General features: G+C 72.9%; 15 protein-coding genes, 1 other RNA gene and 1 pseudogene. 14 read left to right on the top strand and 3 right to left on the bottom strand.

Annotation, left to right across the window (positions count from 1 at the left end; genetic code table 11):
• Positions 1-429: pseudogene (locus BBH68_RS40510) on the bottom strand (hypothetical protein); the annotation flags it as partial.
• Positions 430-951: 522 nt separating this feature from the next.
• Between BBH68_RS40510 and BBH68_RS08040 the strand changes: the two are divergent.
• The 4 genes from BBH68_RS08040 to BBH68_RS08025 all read left to right on the top strand — a co-directional run bounded on the left by BBH68_RS08040 (position 952) and on the right by BBH68_RS08025 (position 6,366).
• The gene (locus BBH68_RS08040) at positions 952-2,700 is read left to right on the top strand and encodes a serine/threonine-protein kinase (protein ID WP_065960172.1); all 1,749 of its coding nucleotides are present in this window, start codon (positions 952-954) and stop codon (positions 2,698-2,700) included.
• A 163-nt stretch (positions 2,701-2,863) separates the two neighbouring features.
• Positions 2,864-4,168: a serine/threonine-protein kinase gene (locus tag BBH68_RS08035; RefSeq protein ID WP_065960170.1), complete on the top strand. Its 1,305-nt coding sequence runs from the start codon at positions 2,864-2,866 to the stop codon at positions 4,166-4,168.
• 98 nt (positions 4,169-4,266) lie between these two features.
• Complete coding sequence (gene prfB, locus BBH68_RS08030; protein WP_065960169.1) at positions 4,267-5,379, top strand: peptide chain release factor 2; 1,113 nt, start codon at positions 4,267-4,269, stop codon at positions 5,377-5,379.
• 309 nt (positions 5,380-5,688) lie between these two features.
• Positions 5,689-6,366: a hypothetical protein gene (locus tag BBH68_RS08025; RefSeq protein ID WP_065960166.1), complete on the top strand. Its 678-nt coding sequence runs from the start codon at positions 5,689-5,691 to the stop codon at positions 6,364-6,366.
• Positions 6,367-6,576: 210 nt separating this feature from the next.
• Here BBH68_RS08025 and BBH68_RS08020 read toward each other — a convergent pair whose 3' ends face one another.
• A complete protein-coding gene (locus BBH68_RS08020) occupies positions 6,577-6,771 on the bottom strand; it encodes a hypothetical protein (RefSeq protein ID WP_065960165.1) in 195 nt (64 codons plus the stop codon).
• Between the two features lie 331 nt (positions 6,772-7,102).
• Here BBH68_RS08020 and ftsE point away from each other — a divergent pair, with 331 nt between their 5' ends.
• The 7 genes from ftsE to BBH68_RS07985 all read left to right on the top strand — a co-directional run bounded on the left by ftsE (position 7,103) and on the right by BBH68_RS07985 (position 12,848).
• Positions 7,103-7,792 (top strand): cell division ATP-binding protein FtsE, encoded by a 690-nt coding sequence (gene ftsE / locus BBH68_RS08015; RefSeq protein WP_065960162.1) that lies wholly within the window; start codon positions 7,103-7,105, stop codon positions 7,790-7,792.
• A 9-nt stretch (positions 7,793-7,801) separates the two neighbouring features.
• Positions 7,802-8,713 (top strand): permease-like cell division protein FtsX, encoded by a 912-nt coding sequence (ftsX, locus tag BBH68_RS08010; protein ID WP_065960160.1) that lies wholly within the window; start codon positions 7,802-7,804, stop codon positions 8,711-8,713.
• Positions 8,714-8,781: 68 nt separating this feature from the next.
• Complete coding sequence (locus BBH68_RS08005; protein ID WP_065960158.1) at positions 8,782-9,978, top strand: S41 family peptidase; 1,197 nt, start codon at positions 8,782-8,784, stop codon at positions 9,976-9,978.
• Between the two features lie 18 nt (positions 9,979-9,996).
• A complete protein-coding gene (gene smpB, locus BBH68_RS08000; protein WP_065960157.1) occupies positions 9,997-10,476 on the top strand; it encodes an SsrA-binding protein SmpB in 480 nt (159 codons plus the stop codon).
• 127 nt (positions 10,477-10,603) lie between these two features.
• Positions 10,604-10,973, top strand: a transfer-messenger RNA (tmRNA) gene (gene ssrA, locus BBH68_RS07995).
• Between the two features lie 262 nt (positions 10,974-11,235).
• Positions 11,236-12,309 (top strand): NsdA family TPR-like regulatory protein, encoded by a 1,074-nt coding sequence (locus BBH68_RS44690; protein ID WP_065960183.1) that lies wholly within the window; start codon positions 11,236-11,238, stop codon positions 12,307-12,309.
• Positions 12,294-12,848, top strand: a complete 555-nt coding sequence (locus BBH68_RS07985) for a GNAT family N-acetyltransferase (RefSeq protein ID WP_065960154.1) — start codon at positions 12,294-12,296, stop codon at positions 12,846-12,848. Before BBH68_RS44690 ends, BBH68_RS07985 begins: the two co-directional genes overlap by 16 nt.
• 249 nt (positions 12,849-13,097) lie before the next feature.
• Here BBH68_RS07985 and BBH68_RS07980 read toward each other — a convergent pair whose 3' ends face one another.
• On the bottom strand, positions 13,098-14,567 hold the full coding sequence (locus tag BBH68_RS07980) for an MFS transporter (protein ID WP_065960152.1): 1,470 nt from the start codon (positions 14,565-14,567) through the stop codon (positions 13,098-13,100).
• Between the two features lie 102 nt (positions 14,568-14,669).
• Here BBH68_RS07980 and BBH68_RS07975 point away from each other — a divergent pair, with 102 nt between their 5' ends.
• The 3 genes from BBH68_RS07975 (at position 14,670) to BBH68_RS07965 (ending at position 18,637) form a co-directional block, all read left to right on the top strand.
• Complete coding sequence (locus BBH68_RS07975) at positions 14,670-15,716, top strand: LysR family transcriptional regulator (protein WP_065960151.1); 1,047 nt, start codon at positions 14,670-14,672, stop codon at positions 15,714-15,716.
• A gap of 113 nt (positions 15,717-15,829) precedes the next feature.
• Positions 15,830-17,224 (top strand): nitrate/nitrite transporter, encoded by a 1,395-nt coding sequence (locus BBH68_RS07970; RefSeq protein ID WP_065960148.1) that lies wholly within the window; start codon positions 15,830-15,832, stop codon positions 17,222-17,224.
• Between the two features lie 126 nt (positions 17,225-17,350).
• Entirely contained in the window at positions 17,351-18,637 is a 1,287-nt protein-coding gene (locus BBH68_RS07965; protein WP_170066548.1) for a uroporphyrinogen-III synthase, read from the top strand.
• The last annotated feature ends 7 nt before the right edge of the window (positions 18,638-18,644 follow it).

Here is an 18,644-nt window from a genome sequence, read left to right as displayed (position 1 = left end):
GCCCGCGGACCCTGGCTGGCCCGCAGACCCCGGGTGGCCCGGACTGCCCGAGTGGCCCGCGGACCCCGGGTGGCCGGGGTAGCCCGGGTAACCGGGGTGGCTGGGGTAGCGGTCGGGGTCGGCCGGCGCGTTGAGCCCGAGGACCGCGCCGTCCACCAGGGGCGGCTCGCCGAGCGCGCAGCGCTGCGCGTCGAGCCGCTCGCCCCCCGCGTAGAGCACCGCGGCGCCGCTGCCGCCGCCCGTGTCGCAGCCCGCGGCGGCGAGGGCGTCGGCCAGGCCGCTGGTCACCGAAGCGAGGGCCGTGCCGACGGGGGCGGTCACGAGCACGTCCACGGCGCGCGGTCCGGCGTGAGCGTGGCCGGGCGCGGGCTGGCCCGGACGGCCTGGGTGGGCGCTGCGCGGCCCGAGGACGGTCAGCCGAATCTGCATAGCCGTCAACGGTCCCTTCTGTCCGAGGGGCCGGGCAGGGGCGCCGTTCCCCCCACCGCCCCCAGGCGCGTCGGCACGTACAAGCTCCGTACGGATGTACGGGCACGGCACGCGGCTCCCCCCGGCTCCCACCGCTTCCGTGCTGCGTGCATCCTCGCACCTGCCGCCCACATCCCGCCCGGCGACCGCCGCTTCATGATCTTGTTTGGTCGGCTGACTGGCCGAAACTGGTTGATTACGACCGGCCGGCGAGCGCTTCTGCCCTCCCGCGGCGCCGGATCGTTCCGGCCCTGGCAACCATCTGTCCGGATCGTGCGTCTTCCCCGCATGCCACGCCCGCGGCGGCTCGTACGGAGATCAGTACGGCATCTCCCCCGCCCCCACTACAGTGGGGCGGACGCGAGCGATGCCGACGACACGGAACCGGACCACACCGAACCGGCTCGGACGGAACCGGACGAGAGACGGAACCGTCCGTCGGCATGACGCAGGCAACAGGACCACGACCAGGGAGCGCATGACGTGCGGCCGGTAGGCAGCAAGTACCTGCTCGAGGAGCCGCTCGGACGCGGAGCCACGGGCACCGTCTGGCGAGCCCGCCAGCGGGAGGCGGCGGGCTCGGAGGCCGCCGTGGCCGGACAGCCCGGCGAGACCGTCGCGATCAAGGTCCTCAAGGAGGAGCTCGCGAACGACGCGGAGATCGTCATGCGCTTCCTGCGTGAGCGCTCCGTGCTGCTCCGGCTCACCCACCCCAACATCGTCCGCACCCGCGACCTGGTCGTCGAGGGCGATCTCCTCGCCCTGGTCATGGACCTGGTCGATGGCCCGGACCTGCACGACTACGTGCGGCGCAACGGCCCGTTCACGCCCGTGGCCGCCGCCCTGCTGATGGCCCAGGTCGCCGACGCGCTGGCCGCCAGCCACGCCGACGGCATCGTGCACCGCGACCTCAAGCCGGCCAACGTGCTGCTGGCCGGCACGGGCGAGGGCCAGGAGATGCACCCGATGCTGACCGACTTCGGCATCGCGCGCCTCGCGGACTCGCCCGGCCTCACCCGCACCCACGAGTTCGTCGGCACACCCGCCTACGTCGCGCCGGAGTCGGCCGAGGGCCGCCCGCAGACCTCGGCGGTGGACGTCTACGGCGCCGGGATCATGCTGTACGAGCTGGTCACCGGCCGTCCGCCGTTCGCCGGCAACACCGCGCTCGAGGTGCTGCACCGGCACCTGAGCGAGGAGCCGCGCCGCCCCACGACCGTGCCCGAGCCGCTGTGGACGGTCATAGAGCGCTGCCTGCGCAAGAGCCCGGAGGAGCGGCCCAGCGCCGAGAACCTGGCCCGCGCGCTGCGCGTGGTCGCCGCCGGCGTCGGGGTGCACGCCACGCCCGCGCAGGCCGAGGCCGCGCTCGGCGTCGGCGCGCTGCTCGCCCCCGACCCGGCGCCCGCCCCGGTGCCGGACAGCGAGCCGGCGGGCGCCGCCGACCCGACCCAGGTGCTCCCCGCGGGCGCGGGGGGAGCCCCCGCGTACGACCCCGCGGCCGCCACCAGCGTGCTGCCCCAGACCGGCACCCCCGGCGGCGGACCGAACGCCGACCCCACCCAGGTGCTGCCCGCGGGCTCCGGCCCGGCCGGCGGCGCCGACCCGACCCGCGCGATGCCGCCCGTGCCCCCCGGCGGCCAGGGCCCGGGCGAGGAGGAGCCGCACCCCTGGCAGAGCCAGCTGCGCGCCGCGCGGGACCGCAACGACCAGACGCAGGTCCAGTACCTCGACCCGAGCGAGGACCCGCTGCGCCGCCGCCCGCAGCGCCGCCCGGCCCCCCAGCCGCCGCAGCGCCCGCAGCCGCAGCAGTACCCGCAGCCGCAGCAGTACCAGCCGCAGCCGCAGCCCCAGCAGCCGCCGCGCGGCCGGCAGCAGCGCCGCCAGCAGCAGCAGCCGCCGTACGTCCAGCAGCCCCAGGGGTACGCCCCGGCGCCCCACCACCCCCAGCAGCCGCAGCCCCAGCGCTACGCGCCGCCACCGCCCCCGCAGCCGCAGCAGCCCGAGCCGCGCCAGCCCCGGCAGCGCAGCTCCAGCCCGATGAAGATCCCCGGCATGGGGTGCCTCAAGGGCTGTCTGTTCGTGATCGTGATCCTGATCGTGGGTTCCTGGCTGATCTGGGAGCTGACCCCGCTCAAGGACTGGGTCGCCGAGGGCAAGGGCTACTGGGACGCGATCACCGGCTGGATCTCCGACGTGAAGGGCTGGATCGACGGCCTCAGCGGCTCCAAATGATCCACGGGCGGCTCGAGCCGCCCGCGATCAAGGGGATTTGTCGACATCCGAAGGGTGTTTTCCGCGCAGAAGTGACAGTTGGCGCTGTCCAAGGCCCCCAACGCGCCGGTAGCCGCGTAGCTTTGTCGCCAACGTGGCCCCTGTCGGAGGAGTCGAAGCAGTCTTGTCACGGAAGATCGGCAGCCGGTACACCGCCAACCAGGTCCTGGGCCGCGGCAGTGCCGGCACGGTGTGGCTGGGCGAGGGCCCCGAGGGCCCGGTCGCCATCAAGCTCCTGCACGAGGAACTCTCCTCCGACCAGGAGCTCGTGGGCCGTTTCGTACAGGAGCGCACCGCGCTGCTGAGCCTGAACCACCCCCGGGTGGTCGGCGTGCGCGACCTGGTCGTCGACGGCAACGACCTCGCGCTGGTCATGGACCTGGTGCGGGGCACTGACCTGCGCACCCGGCTCGACCACGAGCGGCGGCTGGCCCCCGAGGCCGCCGTCGCCATCGCCGCGGACATCGCCGACGCCCTGGCCGCGGCCCACGCGGCAGGGATCGTGCACCGCGACGTCAAGCCGGAGAACGTCCTGCTGGACATGCAGGGCCCGCTGGGGCCCGGCGGCTCCCACCCGGCCCTGCTCACCGACTTCGGCGTGGCCCGCCTCGTGGACGCCCCGCGCCGGGCGCGCCCGCAGAGCACCGCCCAGGGGCGCGTCCAGAACCCGCGCAGCGTCATCGGCACCCCGGACTACCTCGCCCCCGAGATCGTCGAGGGGCTGCCGCCGCGGGCGAGCGTCGACGTCTACGCCCTCGCCACGGTCCTCTACGAGCTGCTGGCGGGCTTCACGCCCTTCGGCGGCGGCCACCCCGGCGCGATCCTGCGCCGCCATGTGACGGAGACCGTCGCGCCGCTGCCCGGCATCCCCGACGAGCTGTGGCAGCTGCTGCTCCAGTGCCTCGCCAAGGCGCCCGCCTCCCGGCTGCGCGCCTCCGAGCTGGCGGCGCGGCTGCGCGAGCTGCTGCCGACCCTGGCCGGCTACCCGCCGCTGGACATCGACGAGCCCGACGAGCCGGGGAGCGAGCCGGAGGGCCGGTACGACGAGGCGCCGGCGCCGCACCGCGCCCCGGCCGCCGAGGAGCCGCCGCGGCGCCGCGGCGCGGTGCCGCTGGTCCCCGGGGCGGTGCCCGACTCCAGCCGGGAGACGCACACCAGCATGCGGGTGCCCAGCGCGGACGAGCTGGCCGGGGGCCCGCACGGCACGGCGCGCGCCCCCCGGGTCGCCGGCCAGCGCCGCGCCGGCTCGGCCCGCAACCGCCCGGTCTCCCCGGCGGTGCGCCGCCGCCGGGTCAGGGTGGCCGTGGTCACGGGCGCGCTGCTGGCGGCGGTGGGCATCGGCGGCTGGCTCGCGTCCGGGGGCGACGACGACGGCGAGCCGTCGAAGGGCGGCACGCACTCGGCGCCCACGGACTCCCGCGCGCCCTGAGGCCCGGCCACCGCCGGGGACAGCACCGCCTGCCCGGCCGGGCAGGCGGTCTTCCGCCCGTGCGCCCGGTCGCCCGTCCGGCCGGTTACGCTGGTCCCGTGGCAGTCGTCGATGTATCCGAAGAGCTGAAGTCCCTCTCCTCGACCATGGGGTCGATCGAGGCCGTCCTGGACCTCGACAAGATGAGGGCCGACATCGCCGTGCTCGAGGAGCAGGCGGCGGCCCCCTCCCTCTGGGACGACCCGGAGAGCGCGCAGAAGATCACCAGCAAGCTGTCCTACCTCCAGGGCCAGCTCCGCAAGGCGGAGGAGCTCCGCGGTCGCATCGACGACCTCGAAGTGCTCTTCGAGCTCGCGGACGCCGAGGACGACGCCGACACGCGCGCCGAGGCCTTCACCGAGCTGGAGTCGGTGCGCAAGGCGGTCGAGGAGATGGAGGTGCGCACCCTCCTCTCCGGCGAGTACGACGCCCGCGAGGCGCTCGTCAACATCCGGGCCGAGGCCGGCGGCGTGGACGCCGCGGACTTCGCCGAGCAGCTTCAGCGGATGTATCTGCGCTGGGCCGAGCGCCACGGCTACAAGACCGAGGTCTACGAGACCTCGTACGCGGAGGAGGCCGGCATCAAGTCGACCACCTTCGCCGTCCAGGCCCCGTACGCGTACGGCACCCTCTCCGTCGAGCAGGGCACCCACCGCCTGGTGCGCATCTCGCCGTTCGACAACCAGGGCCGCCGCCAGACGTCCTTCGCGGGCGTCGAGGTGCTGCCGGTCGTCGAGCAGACCGACCACATCGAGATCGACGAGTCCGAGCTGCGCGTGGACGTCTACCGCTCCTCGGGCCCCGGCGGGCAGGGCGTCAACACCACCGACTCCGCGGTGCGCTTGACGCACATCCCGACCGGCATCGTGGTCTCCTGCCAGAACGAGCGCTCGCAGATCCAGAACAAGGCCACCGCGATGAACGTCCTCCAGGCCAAGCTGCTCGAGCGCCGCCGCCAGGAGGAGCAGGCCAAGATGGACGCGCTCAAGGGCGACGGTGGCAACTCCTGGGGCAACCAGATGCGTTCGTACGTCCTCCACCCGTACCAGATGGTCAAGGACCTGCGGACGGACTACGAGGTCGGCAACCCCCAGGCGGTGCTTGACGGCGAGCTGGACGGCTTCTTGGAGGCGGGCATCCGCTGGCGCAAGCAGCAGGAGCAGCAGAGCTAGGCGTCTTTCAGCCGCTTCTCCCGGGCTTGTCCCGGGCTCCGCCCACTGTCTGACGACCAGTTGGTCACAGTCCTGTACCCATGCATCCGCCAACCACCTCCATAGCGGACATCTCGCGCGCAACGGCCTTGACGGTCATATGAAAAGTGGGGAAGCTGACGCGCGGCATGCGTATGACTGGGGCGCGTGTGAACGGGGGGCTCCCGGACCGCCTTGTGTGGCCGGTCCCGCGATCAGGACTCCCCGCGGAACGTTGCTCCGTGCATAGCTGCTCCATTGACGAGTACAGCTACTGGGGGTAGCAAGCAGATGACGAAGAAGACGCGGCTGCGCGTCGCGCGGATCGCGGCCGGCGCCGTGATAGCCGCCGGCGCGTCGCTGACGGCGGCGGGCGCCGCATCGGCCGTGGGTCTCGATGTCGACATCGTCGGCGTGAAGGCTTCGGCCAGCGCGGACGACAAGGGCGTGAGCGTCGGCGCCGGCGTCGGCACCGAGGACCCGACCGACGACCCGACGGTTATCCCGACGGGCGACCCCAGCACCACCCCGCCGACGACCACCCCGCCGACGGACGATCCCACCACCAATCCGCCGACGACGAACCCGCCGACGACCAACCCGCCCACCGAGGACCCGACCAAGCCGCCGACGAGCGACCCGACCAAGCCGCCGACCGGCGAGCCGACGGGCAAGCCCACCGGCAAGCCGACCGCCGAGCCGTCCTCGTCGTCCGGCACCGGCGGTGGCGGCGGCAGCGACGACCCCAACACCTGCACGGTGGAGCTCGACGGCACCGCCTGCCAGGACAACACCGACACCGACAGCGCGGGCTCCCAGCCGGTCGAGCAGAGCAAGGCCAAGGAGGAGCTGGCCGAGACCGGTGCCTCCGAGACGACCTTCCTCCTGGTCGGCGCCGCGACGATGATCGCGGGTGGCATCGGCTTCCGCCTGATGCCGCGCCTGGTCAACCGCAACACCGTGGCCTGATCACGCACGGCGATCTGATCACGCACAGCGAAGGGCCCGGAGTGCGGCGTCACTCCGGGCCCTTTGTGTGTGTGATGCGTCACGCACGGCGCACGCAGCGCTCCACGCCTCAATGACGCACACGGAATGATTGCAGGACGTCACACATCGACACAGATCGTCACCGACTGTGTCGAATCGATCACCGGGCAATCACCGGGCCGCCGGCCGTCAGGCCACGGCCACCTGGTGGGCGAGCAGGGCCACGGCGATCAGCGCCACCAGCAGCGCTATCAGGGCGGCCGGCGTCAGCCCGCCGAAGGCGCCGTCCTGCTGCATACGCTCCCTGCTGGCCCGGCAGACCGGGCAGCGGCCCTCGCTGACGGGGCTCGCGCAGTTGGCGCAGACAAGCCTGTCATACGTCATGCGCTCTTCTCCTCCCGCGCGGCGATGCCGCAGTAGACACGGGCCCAACGATCTGGAAAATGTGTTGGTTCCCCTTCCACTGTGCCAGCTTCCGCCCGGTTCGGCGCGCCCCGCACGATTCCGCACCGCATCCGTACCGGTTCCGTAGCTGTTTCGGACAGTCCGCCGGGACGGTTGTCAACCGTTTGCCCCCAATAGTGCCGCCAATAAGCGCGCCAACCCCCGAACGGCGCCTGCGCGCTCGCGCGCGGTTCGCGTATGGTCACGCTCACCGACGGGAGCCGCCCTCGCGGCCACCCGTACCCCTACCCAGGTCGACCGTGGTGCTCCAGTGATCCGATTCGACAACGTATCCAAGACCTACCCCAAGCAGAGCCGTCCCGCACTCCGGGATGTCTCGCTCGAGATCGAGAAGGGGGAGTTCGTCTTTTTGGTGGGCTCCTCGGGGTCGGGCAAATCCACCTTTCTGCGTCTGCTGCTGCGCGAGGAGCGCGCCAGCCACGGCGCGGTCCATGTGCTGGGCAAGGACCTGGCGCGGCTGTCCAACTGGAAGGTGCCGCAGATGCGCCGCCAGTTGGGGACGGTCTTCCAGGACTTCCGCCTGCTCCCCAACAAGACGGTCGGGGAGAACGTGGCCTTCGCGCTGGAGGTGATCGGCAAGCCGCGCGCCGCCATCCGCAAGACCGTCCCCGAGGTGCTCGACCTGGTCGGACTGGGCGGAAAGCAGGACCGCATGCCCGGCGAGCTCTCCGGCGGTGAGCAGCAGCGGGTCGCCATCGCCCGCGCGTTCGTCAACCGGCCGCTGCTGCTGATCGCCGACGAGCCGACCGGAAACCTGGACCCGCAGACCTCCGTCGGCATCATGAAGCTGCTGGACCGGATCAACCGGACCGGGACCACGGTCGTGATGGCGACCCACGACCAGCAGATCGTCGACCAGATGCGCAAGCGCGTGATCGAACTTGAAAAGGGCCGTCTCGTGCGCGACCAGTCCCGCGGCGTTTACGGCTACCAGCACTGAAAGGACGCCATGCGCGCCCAGTTCGTCCTGTCGGAGATCGGCGTCGGTCTCCGCCGCAATCTGACCATGACCTTCGCGGTGATCGTCTCCGTCGCCCTCTCGCTCGCCCTGTTCGGCGGGTCCCTGCTCATGCGCGAGCAGGTGAGCACGATGAAGGGCTACTGGTACGACAAGGTCAACGTCACCATCTACCTGTGCAACAAGCAGGACAAGGAGACGTCGCCCAACTGCGCCAGGGGCCCGGTCACCGAGGCGCAGAAGAACGAGATCCGCGCCGAGCTCAAGCAGATGAGCATCGTGGAGAGCGTTCGGTTCGAGACCGCCGAGGAAGCGTACAAGCACTACAAGGAGGAGTTCAGCGACTCGCCGCTGGCCGAGTCGCTGACCCCGAACCAGATGCAGGAATCCTTCCGCATCAAGCTGAAGGACCCCGAGAAGTACAAGGTGATCACCACCGCCTTCGCCGGACGCCCCGGGGTGCAGGAGGTCCGAGACCAGAAGGAAGTGGTCGACGACCTCTTCAATCTCCTCAACGGCATGAACTACGCGGCGCTGGGGGTGATGTCGCTCATGCTGATCGTCGCGCTGATGCTGATCGTCAACACGGTGCGGGTGTCGGCGTTCTCCCGCCGCCGGGAGACCGGGATCATGCGGCTGGTCGGCGCGTCCAGCTTCTACATCCAGATGCCGTTCATCCTGGAGGCGGCCATCGCGGGCCTGCTGGGCGCGGGCCTCGCCTGTGTGCTGCTGGTGAGCGGCTACTACTTCCTGGTCCGGAACTGGCTGGCCGACCAGATCAGGGTCATCCACTTCATCGCCGGTGACGCGGTGCTGGCCAAGCTGCCCCTGGTGCTGGCGATCGGGCTGCTGATGCCCGCCCTGGCGGCGTTGTTCGCGCTCCGCAAGTACCTCAAGGTGTGACATTCGTCCAGGGCGCCGTACCTCACAACGCCCGGTACGGCGCCCCGCGTTGCCCTACACTCACCGGCATGTCGGGCCCGTGTTTGTTCGTCCGGCCCCGCCGCATTCGCCGTGGGGCCGCCCTGACAGTGGTCTTTGTGAGCGTGCTGGCCACCGGAGCCGCCGTCGGCTCCTGGGGCGCCGAGGCCGAGGACGGGCGCGACCCGGCCGCCGCCCGGATACCGTCCCGATCCCTGTCCAGCACCGTCGAGAGCGACGAGGTCAAGGCGGCCGCCGCCCAGGCCGAGGAGGACGGGAAGTCCGCCTCCAAGGCCGCCCGCGAGGTGGTCAGCCGCAGCGGCGACCGCTGGGGCGCGGTCTACAGCGCCCGCGAGTACGAGGGCTTCCGCCGCAACCTGGACGGCGAGTACGTGGGCGTGGGGATCTCCGCCCGCACGGGGCCCGGCGGCCGGATCTCGGTGGACCGGGTCCAGCCCGGCAGCCCCGCCCAGAAGGCCGGCATCCGGGCCGGCGACCGGCTGCGCGCCGTCGACGGCCGCCCGGCGACCGGCCGCCCGGTCACCGAGGTGGTGTCCTGGCTGCGCGGCCACGGGGCCGTGGGCAGCCGGGTCGAGATCGGGCTGCAGCGCGGCGAGCGCAGCTGGCACCAGGCCCTCCGTCGGGCGCGCCTGGCCACCGAGCCGGTGACCGTCGACCGCCTCACCGACCAGCACCCCGCCGCCGTCCGGATCAAGGTCGAGGCCTTCACCCGGGGCGCGGGCCAGCAGGTGCGCCGCGCGGTCCGGGCCGCCCCCAAGGGCGCGGGCATCCTCCTGGACCTGCGCGGCAACTCCGGCGGCCTGGTCACCGAGGCCGTCACCACCGCCTCCTCCTTCCTCGACGGCGGGCTGGTCGCCACGTACGACGTACGGGGCAAGCAGCGGGTCCTGGAGGCCCGGCGCGGCGGCGACACCGACTCCCCCCTCGTCGTCCTCGTCGACGGCGGCACCATGAGCGCCGCCGAGCTGCTCACCGGCGCGCTCCAGGACCGCGGCCGGGCCGTGGTCGTCGGCTCCCGGACCTTCGGCAAGGGGTCCGTGCAGATGCCCAGCGAGCTCCCCGACGGCTCGGTCGCCGAGCTCACCGTCGGCCACTACCGCACCCCCTCCGGCCACAGCGTCGACGGCAAGGGCATCACCCCCGACCTGTCCGTCGCCGGCGACGACTCCCAGGGCGCCGAAACGCGCGCGCGGACGGTATTGAGTGGCCTCGGGGGTGGGGCGTAGTGCGAGAATGGCCACGCTATGGCTAAAGAGACGGGGCGCAAGCTGATCGCGCAGAACAAGAAGGCGCGACACGACTACCACATCCTGGACACCTACGAGGCCGGCCTGGTGCTGACCGGCACCGAGGTCAAGTCGCTACGGCAGGGCCGGGCCTCCCTGGTGGACGGCTTCGCCCAGCTCGACGGCGGCGAGGCCTGGCTGCACAACGTGCACATCCCGGAGTACAGCCAGGGCACCTGGACCAACCACGCGGCGCGCCGCAAGCGCAAGCTCCTGCTCCACCGCGCGGAGATCGACAAGCTGACCGGCAAGATCCAGGAGACCGGCCACACCCTGGTCCCCCTGGCCCTCTACTTCAAGGACGGCCGGGCCAAGGTCGAGGTCGCCCTGGCCAAGGGCAAGAAGGAGTACGACAAGCGGCAGACCCTCCGCGAGAAGCAGGACCGCCGCGAGGCCGACCGCGCGATCTCGGCGGCCCGCCGCCGCCAGCGGGCCTGACCGCGCCTGGCCGCGGACCCGGCCCACTGACCTGACGGCGGGAATAGGCTGGCACGGTCGTGCGTTGTTCCCGTACGATGAGGGCTGCGCCCCCCGAGGGCGCGGCACCACCTTGATAACACCACATGGGGATGATCGGTTTCGACAGCGGCTGTCGAAGCAGGGGAAGCGAGCCGAGGAAGCGGCAATGATCTCGTAAACCATATGCCGAAACCAATAATCGCCAACACCAAGCGCGATTCCTTCGCCCTCGCTGCCTAAGTAGCGACTCGCGAAGTGTCAGCCCGGGGCTGTTCCCGACCCGGATCCTGGCATCAGCTAGGGGACTAAACCACTAGACCCGGCCACGGGGCCTGGTGGGACAACAAACAGTGGCTGAGCCCGTCGGAGACTTGTCCGCGTGATCTCCGGGGCCGAGAAAATCACAGCGGACTGCGCTCGGAGAAGCCCTGGTTCCGCACCGTTGGACGCGGGTTCGATTCCCGCCATCTCCACTCATCCCATGTACGACGAGGGCCCCGCGGTCAGCCGACCGCGGGGCCCTCGTCGCGTTCCGGCGCGGGGCGCGGGTGCGCCGCATTCCTGATCAGCCGATTCATGGTTTTCGCAAGGTCTGCCGCAATGTCCACCGGCAGGCGAGGGCTTCCACGACAGCCTTAGGGCAAGTGGCGGCCGTCGCCGCTACTCGCACCCGGACCTTTTTGCCTCCCCTTGACCCGGTTCCTTGGCGGGCTGTACACGTGTGTCTACCGTGGGGGCATGGGGAACCGAGCGCTCCAAGCGGCCCTGGGCGACGCTGGATTGACGCAGGAGAAGTTGGCCGAGGCGGTGAACAGCGCCATCGAGCGAATGACCGGCAGGCCCGGCCGGATCAGTGACCGGGTGGTGCGGCGGTGGCTGAGCGGACAAACGCGCTGGCCTCACCCACTCCAGCGCCGCGCTCTGGCGATGGTGCTGGGCCGTTACCGGCCGAACTCGGATTCGTTCCGCCGCCGGGCTGTCCCCCCGTCGCCCCTCCAGAGGAGACCGTCAACGGAGGCCGCCGCCCTGGCCCTGGCCGATGAAGCCCTTGCCCTGCGGCAGCGTGGTTCGTGCTCGCAGCGCGTCAGGCGCGCTCTGTACGCCGCGGCCGCCGCCTGCGTGTCCAGCGCTATGTGGGCCGCCACCGACGGGCGTCGTTTCGACGCCGCCCTAGGGCATCACCAGCGGGCGGCCAGTCTTGCCCAGGAGTCCGGCGACCAGGCCATCCTGTTCCGTGTCTGGTCCCACAAGGGCAGCCTCTACCGCCACCTGGGCCGACCGGTCGATGCCCTCGACGCCAACGACGTTGCCCGTCGCCTGTCCATCACCCGCCGCGACCCGCTGTTCGCGTCCCTGGGCCACGCCCGGCACGCCGCGATCCTGGGGCTGACGCGGGACAAGGCCGGGGTGGACCGTGCCTTGGGCTGCGCGCGGGAAGCGATGCTCCGGGCTGATCCTGGCGAGGGGCGGCCCGTGCGGCTGACCGCGTTCTACGACGAGGCCGAAGTGCACAGCTTGGCGGCCACCGCGTACCTGGCCGCTGGTCGGCACGCCGAAGCCGAGGCGCGGGCCCACGCCTCCCTCACCCTGTTCCGCCCTCATCTCGTCCGCTCCCGGGCCATTACGACCGCCCGCCTGGCCCGCGCCCAGCTCGGGCAGCGGGAGGCGGAGCGTGCCGTGGCCACTGCCGCCTCCGTCGACGCGGCGCACCCCCGGGTGCGGTCCATGCTTGACTCGTTCACCCGTGACCTGCGCCGGATTGCTCCCGGCCCCCTCTACGACTCGTGGGAGCAGCAGTGGACAGCAGCGTGAGTCTCGTCCGGATCGGCGATGTGGACTCCGTGTGGGATGACCTGATGGCCATCTACGAGGAGTGCTGGGCGCACAAGCTCCACCTGCCGCACTACGCCCCGGAGGCATTCGGGGAGCGGCTGCCGCGGCACGCGGCCGAACCGGGCTGGGAGGCCCTGGTGGCGTACGACTCGGGCGCGCCCGTCGGCTACGTCTATGCGAACCGGCTCGCCGGAGCGGACGACCGCTGGTGGCGCCGCACTCGGCCGGAGCCCGGACCGGCCGTGGTGGGGGCTTCCACGGTCGCGGTGAAGGAGATGATGGTCCGCCGGCGCTGGCGCGGGCAGGGGATCGCGCGCAGGCTGCATGAGGCGCTCCTGGCCGGGCGCCCCGAGACGCAGGTGTCGTTGATGGTGAACCCGCTGAACCAGGACGGGAAGGTGCAGGCCCTCTACGCGTCGTGGGGGTACGGGGCGGTGGGCACCGTGCGGTCCTCGCCGGAGGCGCCGGTCCTGACGGTGATGGTGCGCTCGGTGCGGCCCGGGGTGGCCGCCGGGTAGTGCGGGGGCTCGATGTGAGGTGCCGCGCCGGTCTCACCTTTCGGTGCGCTGTCTCGTCGGAGTGGTGAGGGCAGGTCCGGCCCAGGGAGCCGGGACACCATGACCACCTGTCCGAGCCAGGAGGCGGCCGACTCGATCCGAGTCTGGGCGCGATCATGAGTGAGCGGCGGCAGCTGATCAGTCTCGCTTTTTCCGCTATCCCTTCGCCGAGGTGGCCGACATCGTCGGCCGTACCCCGGCGGCCCGCCCTCAGCCCGCTCCCAGGGACCGCCGCAGCCGCCCCGCGCCCCCCGCCGCGGCCAGCAGGGCCAGCGCCGCGGCCGTCGCGGGGGCCGTGTAGCCCGCGTCCGGGCCCAGGTGGTCGACCGTCCAGCCGCCGGCCGCCGCGCCCGCGGAGATGCCGACGAGGAGGCCGGTGTAGACGGTCGTCATGCCCTCGTTGAGGCGGGTGGGCGGGGTCAGCCGGTGGACGAGGGTCATGCCGCTGATCATCGTGGGCGCGGTCGCCATACCCGCGACGAACAGCAGCGGGGTCAGCGTCGCCAGCCCGTTCGCGGCCAGCAGGGGGAGGGCCGCCACCGCCATGGCCGCCACCCCCGCCAGGAAGCGGGTGGCCGCCGAACCGCGGACCGGCAGGGCGCCGAAGACCAGGCCCGCCACGCAGGACCCGGCCGCCTGGAGGGCGAGGACCGCGCTGCTCGCCGATCCGTGGCCGTACGACTCCACGGCCGCGACCGTCGCGACCTCCATCGAGCCGAAGACCGCGCCGGTCGCCAGGAAGGTGAGGACCACCACCCGAAGACCCGGCGAGCGCGTCAACGACCCCTCGGCACCGCCGGAGCCGGAGCCGGGGGCGGAGACGGCGGTGGCGCGGGTGCGCGGGGGCGGCTCGGTGCGGCGCTGCGCCGCGAACAGCAGGGTCCCCACGACCAGCAGCACCGCCGCCGTCGCCACCCCCGCCTCCGGGAACACCGCCGTGCACAGCACCATCGCGAGCGCCGGGCCCGCCATGAAGCACACCTCGTCGACGACCTGCTCGAACGAGTTGGCCGTGTGCCGGGCGGCCGGGTCGTCGCGGTGGACGGCCGCCCAGCGGGCGCGCGTCATCGAGCCGAGGCTCGGCACGCCGGAGGAGCCCACCGCGCAGACGAACAGCGCCCAGGCCGGCGCGCCGTAGTGGACGCACAGCAGCATCGCCGTGGCCCCCAGCGCGTACACGGCGACCGCCGGAACCGCGACCCGCGCCTGGCCGTGGCGGTCCACGAGCCGACCGAGCAGCGGCCCGGTCAGGGCCGTCACCGCGAGGCCGGTGGCCGAGACCGCCCCCGCCAGGGCGTACGAGTCGCGCACCGTCGCGATCATCAGCACCATGCCGACCCCGAGCATCGACCCCGCCACCCGCCCCACGAGCCCGGCCAGCGTGAACGCGACCGCCCCCGGCACGGCGAACAGCCGCCGGTAGGGCGCGAGCAGCGACCGGGGGGACGGGCGGGTGCCGCCGGCGGCCTCCGCCGCGCCGTCGTCAGTGTGGTCCGTGTGGTCTGTGTGGTCCGTGTCGTCCGTGTGGTCCGTGTCGTTCGTACGGCGTGGCGCGGCGGGCCCGGCGCCCGTACCGCGCGGCGGCGGCCCGGGCCGGGGGCCCGCAGCGCCGCGGAACGCGGCGCTCGACAGACGGCGGGCCGTCGGCACCACTGGCCTGGAGGCGAGAAAGAGGATCACCCCCTTACGGTCGCGGCCCCGCCCGGGCGCGGTCCAACACCTGATGCGCGGCTATTGACGCACCTGTGTTGTTAAACGCTCGCATGCGGTTGACTGCACAGCGTGCCCAAGGACATCGAGCCGCGCCTGCTGCGCGCCTTCACCGCCGTCGCCGACGAGTTGCACTTCACCCGGGCCGCCACCCGGCTCTACGTCGCCCAGCAGGCGCTGAGCCGGGACATCCGGCGGCTGGAGCGGGAGCTGGGCGCCGAGCTGTTCGTACGGACCACGCGGCAGGTGACGCTGACCGCCGAGGGGCAGCGGCTGCTGCCGTACGCGCGGCGGGTGCTGGAGGCGCAGGAGGAGCTGTCGGCCGCCTTCGGGGGCGGCCGGGCGGGGGCGGGGGCGGGGCGGCCGCTGGTCGTGGACGTCAGCGCGCCGGTCAGCACGGGGAGCGCGGTGCTGGCCGAGGCGCGCGGCCGGGTGGCGCCCGACGTGGAGCTGGTGGCGCACTTCCACAGCGGGCTGACCGGCGCCGCCGCCGAACTGCTCGCGGGCCGGGTGGACGTCTCCTTCGGGCGGGTCGGCGGGCTGGACCCGGCGGTCCTCGCGCGCCTCGAACACCAGCTGATCCGGTACGAGCGGATGGCCGTGGTGCTGCGCGAGGACCACCCGCTGGCCCAGCTCCACGAGGTCCCCCTGGAGGCGCTCGCGGGGGAGACGCTGTACGCGGCGGCGGGCAACGCGGCCACCGCCGAGTGGACGGACCTGGCCGCGCAGCTGTTCGCGGGGCGCGGCATCGTGATGGCCGAGCCGTTTCCGCAGATCGAGGGCGTCGAGGAGTTCACCCGGGTGGTGGCCAAGCGGCGCTGGTCGGTGCTGGCGAGCTCGGTGTTCATCGCCATGCCGGGAGCGGTGCTGCGCCCGCTGACCGCCCCGGTCCCGCTGTCCCCCGTCTCCCTGGTCTGGCGCCGCGGCCTCCGCCACCCGGGCCTGGACGCCCTCCGCGAGGCAGCGGCGGCGCTCGGCGCGGCGGGAGGCTGGCTCGCCACCCCACCCGGGACCTGGCTGCCGAGCCCGGAGGCGGAGGAGGCGGCGGAGGTGGCGGAAGCGGGGAAGGCGGGGGAGTCGGGGGAGGAGCCCCTCACCGCCCCGCGCGCTCGTGGGTGAGAGCAAGGTTTCGTACGCGTCACCTGCCGCCACAGCCCGGTAATCCGCGCTTCCTACCGTCGTCGGGCAGTGAGGCCGCACAGCAAGGCGACACCCGAAACCGTGGAGGCGTGATGACTGCCCCGACCACCACCCCCGCACGTAAAGGGGGCCGCTGGATAGAGCAGTGGGACCCGGAGGACGAGACCTTCTGGAGGGAGAAGGGCGAGAAGATCGCCACCCGTAACCTCCTGTTCTCCATCCTCTCCGAGCACATCGGCTTCTCCATATGGAGCCTGTGGTCGGTGATGGTCCTGTTCATGGGGCCGGAGTACGGGGTGGATCCGGCCGGGAAGTTCTTCCTGGTCGCGATGCCGACGCTGGTGGGCGGGTTTCTGCGCGTCCCCTATACGTTCGCCGTCGCCCGTTTCGGCGGCCGCAACTGGACGATCGTCAGCGCGGCGCTGCTGCTGGTGCCGACGGTCGCCGCCGCCGTGGTGATGGAGCCCGGCACCTCGTACACCACCTTCATGGTGGTCGCGGCGCTCACCGGGGTCGGGGGCGGGAACTTCGCGTCCTCCATGACGAACATCAACTCCTTCTACCCGCTGAGGAAGAAGGGCTGGGCGCTCGGCCTCAACGCGGGCGGCGGCAACATCGGCGTGCCGGTCATACAGCTCCTCGGACTGCTCGTCATCGGCACGGCCGGCGCGGCGCACCCGCGCGTGGTGCTCGGGGTCTACATTCCGCTGATCGTGGTCGCCGCGCTGCTCGCGGCGCTGTTCATGGACAATCTGGCCCCGGCGCGCAACGACGGCGGGGCGGTCAGGGAGGCGGCGCGGGACGCCCACACCTGGATCATGTCGTTCCTGTACATCGGCACCTTCGGCTCGTTCATCGGCTACAGCTTCGCCTTCGGCCTGGTCCTGCAGAACCAGTTCGCCCGCACCCCGCTTCAGGCCGCCTCGCTCACCTTCATCGGCCCCCTCCTCGGCTCCCTTGTCCGCCCCATCGGCGGCCGGCTTGCCGACGCGTACGGCGGCGCGCGGATCACCCTGTGGAACTTCGCCGCCATGTCCGTGGCGGCCGTGGTCGTCGTCTACGCCTCCGCGCAGAAGTCCCTGACCGTCTTCCTCGTGGGCTTCATCGCGCTGTTCGTCTTCAGCGGGCTAGGCAACGGCTCCACGTTCAAGATGGTCCCGGGCATCTTCCAGGCCAAGGCGGTGGCGCGGGGCCTCGCGGGCGAGGAGGCCGCGGCGTACGGGCGGCGGCTGTCGGGGGCCGCGATGGGGCTGATCGGGGCGGTGGGGGCGCTCGGCGGGCTGGGCATCAACCTGGCCTTCCGGGAGGCGTTCCTGAACGCGCACAGCGGGACCCCGGCCTTCGTCTCCTTCCTCGTCTTCTACGCCCTGTGCTCCGCCGTCACCTGGGCCGTGTACCTCCGCGGGGCCCAGTCGGCCGGGCGGTCCGACGCGACACGGACGCAGGAGCCGCAGGGGGCGCGGCAACCCGCCTACGCGGACGTCTGAGCCAGGAGCCGTCCGTTACACCCGGGTAACCTCCGCGAACCGCGCCCGTTATCGGGCGGCAACAGGATGGGCGTCGAGATGACGCCGCGGAGGGCGCCCATACGACAGCGGATCGGGACGAGAGCCATGCACCGAGACCACAGCGCGGAAAGTACGGCCCCCGGGGCGCCCGCCGCGCCGGCCCCGGCCACCGGCCCCGCCCCCACGGACCCGGTCGCCACGGACCCGGTTACCAAGGCCCCGGCCACCGGCCCCGCCCCCACGGACCCGGTCGCCAAGGCCCCCGCCACCGGCCCCCTCGCCGGGTTCACCGTCGGCGTCACCGCCGCCCGCCGCGCGGACGAGCTCGGCGCCCTGCTGCGGCGGCGCGGCGCGGCCGTCGTGCACGCGCCCGCGCTGCGCATCGTGCCGCTCGCCGACGACGCGGAACTCCTCAGCGCCACCAAGCAGCTGCTCGACCACGCCCCCGCCCTGGTGATCGCGACCACCGCCATCGGCTTCCGCGGCTGGGTGGAGGCCGCCGACGGCTGGGGGCTGGGCGAGGCCCTGCTGGCCCGGCTGCGCGGCGCCCGGCTGCTGGCCCGCGGCCCCAAGGTGCGCGGCGCGATCCGGGCGGCGGGGCTCACCGAGGAGTGGTCCCCGGCGTCCGAGTCGCTGGCCGAGGTGCTCGACCGGCTCCTGGAGGAGGGGGTCGAGGGCAGCCGGATCGCGGTCCAGCTGCACGGCGAGCCGCTGCCCGGCTTCGTCGAGTCGCTGCGCGCGGCGGGCGCGGAGGTGGTCGGCGTACCGGTGTACCGCTGGATGCCGCCCGAGGACCTCGCCCCCCTGGACCGCCTCCTGGACGCGACGGTCGCCCGCGCCCTGGACGCCGTCACCTTCACCAGCGCCCCTGCCGCCGCGAGCCTCCTGGACCGGGCCGAGCGGCGCGGTATGCGCGAGGAGCTGCTCGACGCGCTGCGCCATGACGTGCTGCCGGCCTGCGTGGGGCCGGTCACCGCGCTGCCGCTGGAGGCCCACGACGTCCCCACCAGCCAGCCCGAGCGGTTCCGCCTGGGCCCGCTCGTCCAGCTGCTGACCCATGAGCTGCCCGGGCGCGTAAGGCCGTTGCCGGTGGCCGGGCGCCGTCTGGAGATCCGCGGCCACGCGGTGCTGGTCGACGGGGAACTGCGGGCCGTGCCCCCGGCCGGGATGGCCCTGCTGCGCGCGCTGGCCCGCCGCCCCGGCTGGGTCGTGCCCCGCGCCGATCTGCTGCGCTCCCTGCCGGGCGCGGGGCGCGACGAGCACGCGGTCGAGACGGCGATGGCGCGCCTGCGCACGGCCCTGGGGGCGCCGAAGCTCATCCAGACGGTCGTCAAGCGCGGATACCGGCTGGCGCTCGACCCCTCCTCGGACGCCAAGTACGCCGATGCTTGAGCCCGTT

This window comes from Streptomyces sparsogenes, assembly GCF_001704635.1.
In the GTDB taxonomy this organism is placed as follows: Bacteria; Actinomycetota; Actinomycetes; order Streptomycetales; family Streptomycetaceae; genus Streptomyces; species Streptomyces sparsogenes.
This window is presented reverse-complemented; position numbering and strand designations above follow the sequence as displayed.

Excerpts from the sequence above, each read along its gene's own strand:
- BBH68_RS44690 (WP_065960183.1), top strand. The coding sequence starts at position 11,236 with ATGGGGAACCGAGCGCTCCAAGCGGCCCTGGGCGACGCTGGATTGACG.
- smpB (WP_065960157.1), top strand. The coding sequence starts at position 9,997 with ATGGCTAAAGAGACGGGGCGCAAGCTGATCGCGCAGAACAAGAAGGCG.
- BBH68_RS07965 (WP_170066548.1), top strand. The coding sequence starts at position 17,351 with ATGCACCGAGACCACAGCGCGGAAAGTACGGCCCCCGGGGCGCCCGCC.
- BBH68_RS07970 (WP_065960148.1), top strand. The coding sequence starts at position 15,830 with ATGACTGCCCCGACCACCACCCCCGCACGTAAAGGGGGCCGCTGGATA.
- ftsX (WP_065960160.1), top strand. The coding sequence starts at position 7,802 with ATGCGCGCCCAGTTCGTCCTGTCGGAGATCGGCGTCGGTCTCCGCCGC.
- BBH68_RS08025 (WP_065960166.1), top strand. The coding sequence starts at position 5,689 with ATGACGAAGAAGACGCGGCTGCGCGTCGCGCGGATCGCGGCCGGCGCC.
- BBH68_RS08020 (WP_065960165.1), bottom strand. The coding sequence starts at position 6,771 with ATGACGTATGACAGGCTTGTCTGCGCCAACTGCGCGAGCCCCGTCAGC.
- BBH68_RS08005 (WP_065960158.1), top strand. The coding sequence starts at position 8,782 with ATGTCGGGCCCGTGTTTGTTCGTCCGGCCCCGCCGCATTCGCCGTGGG.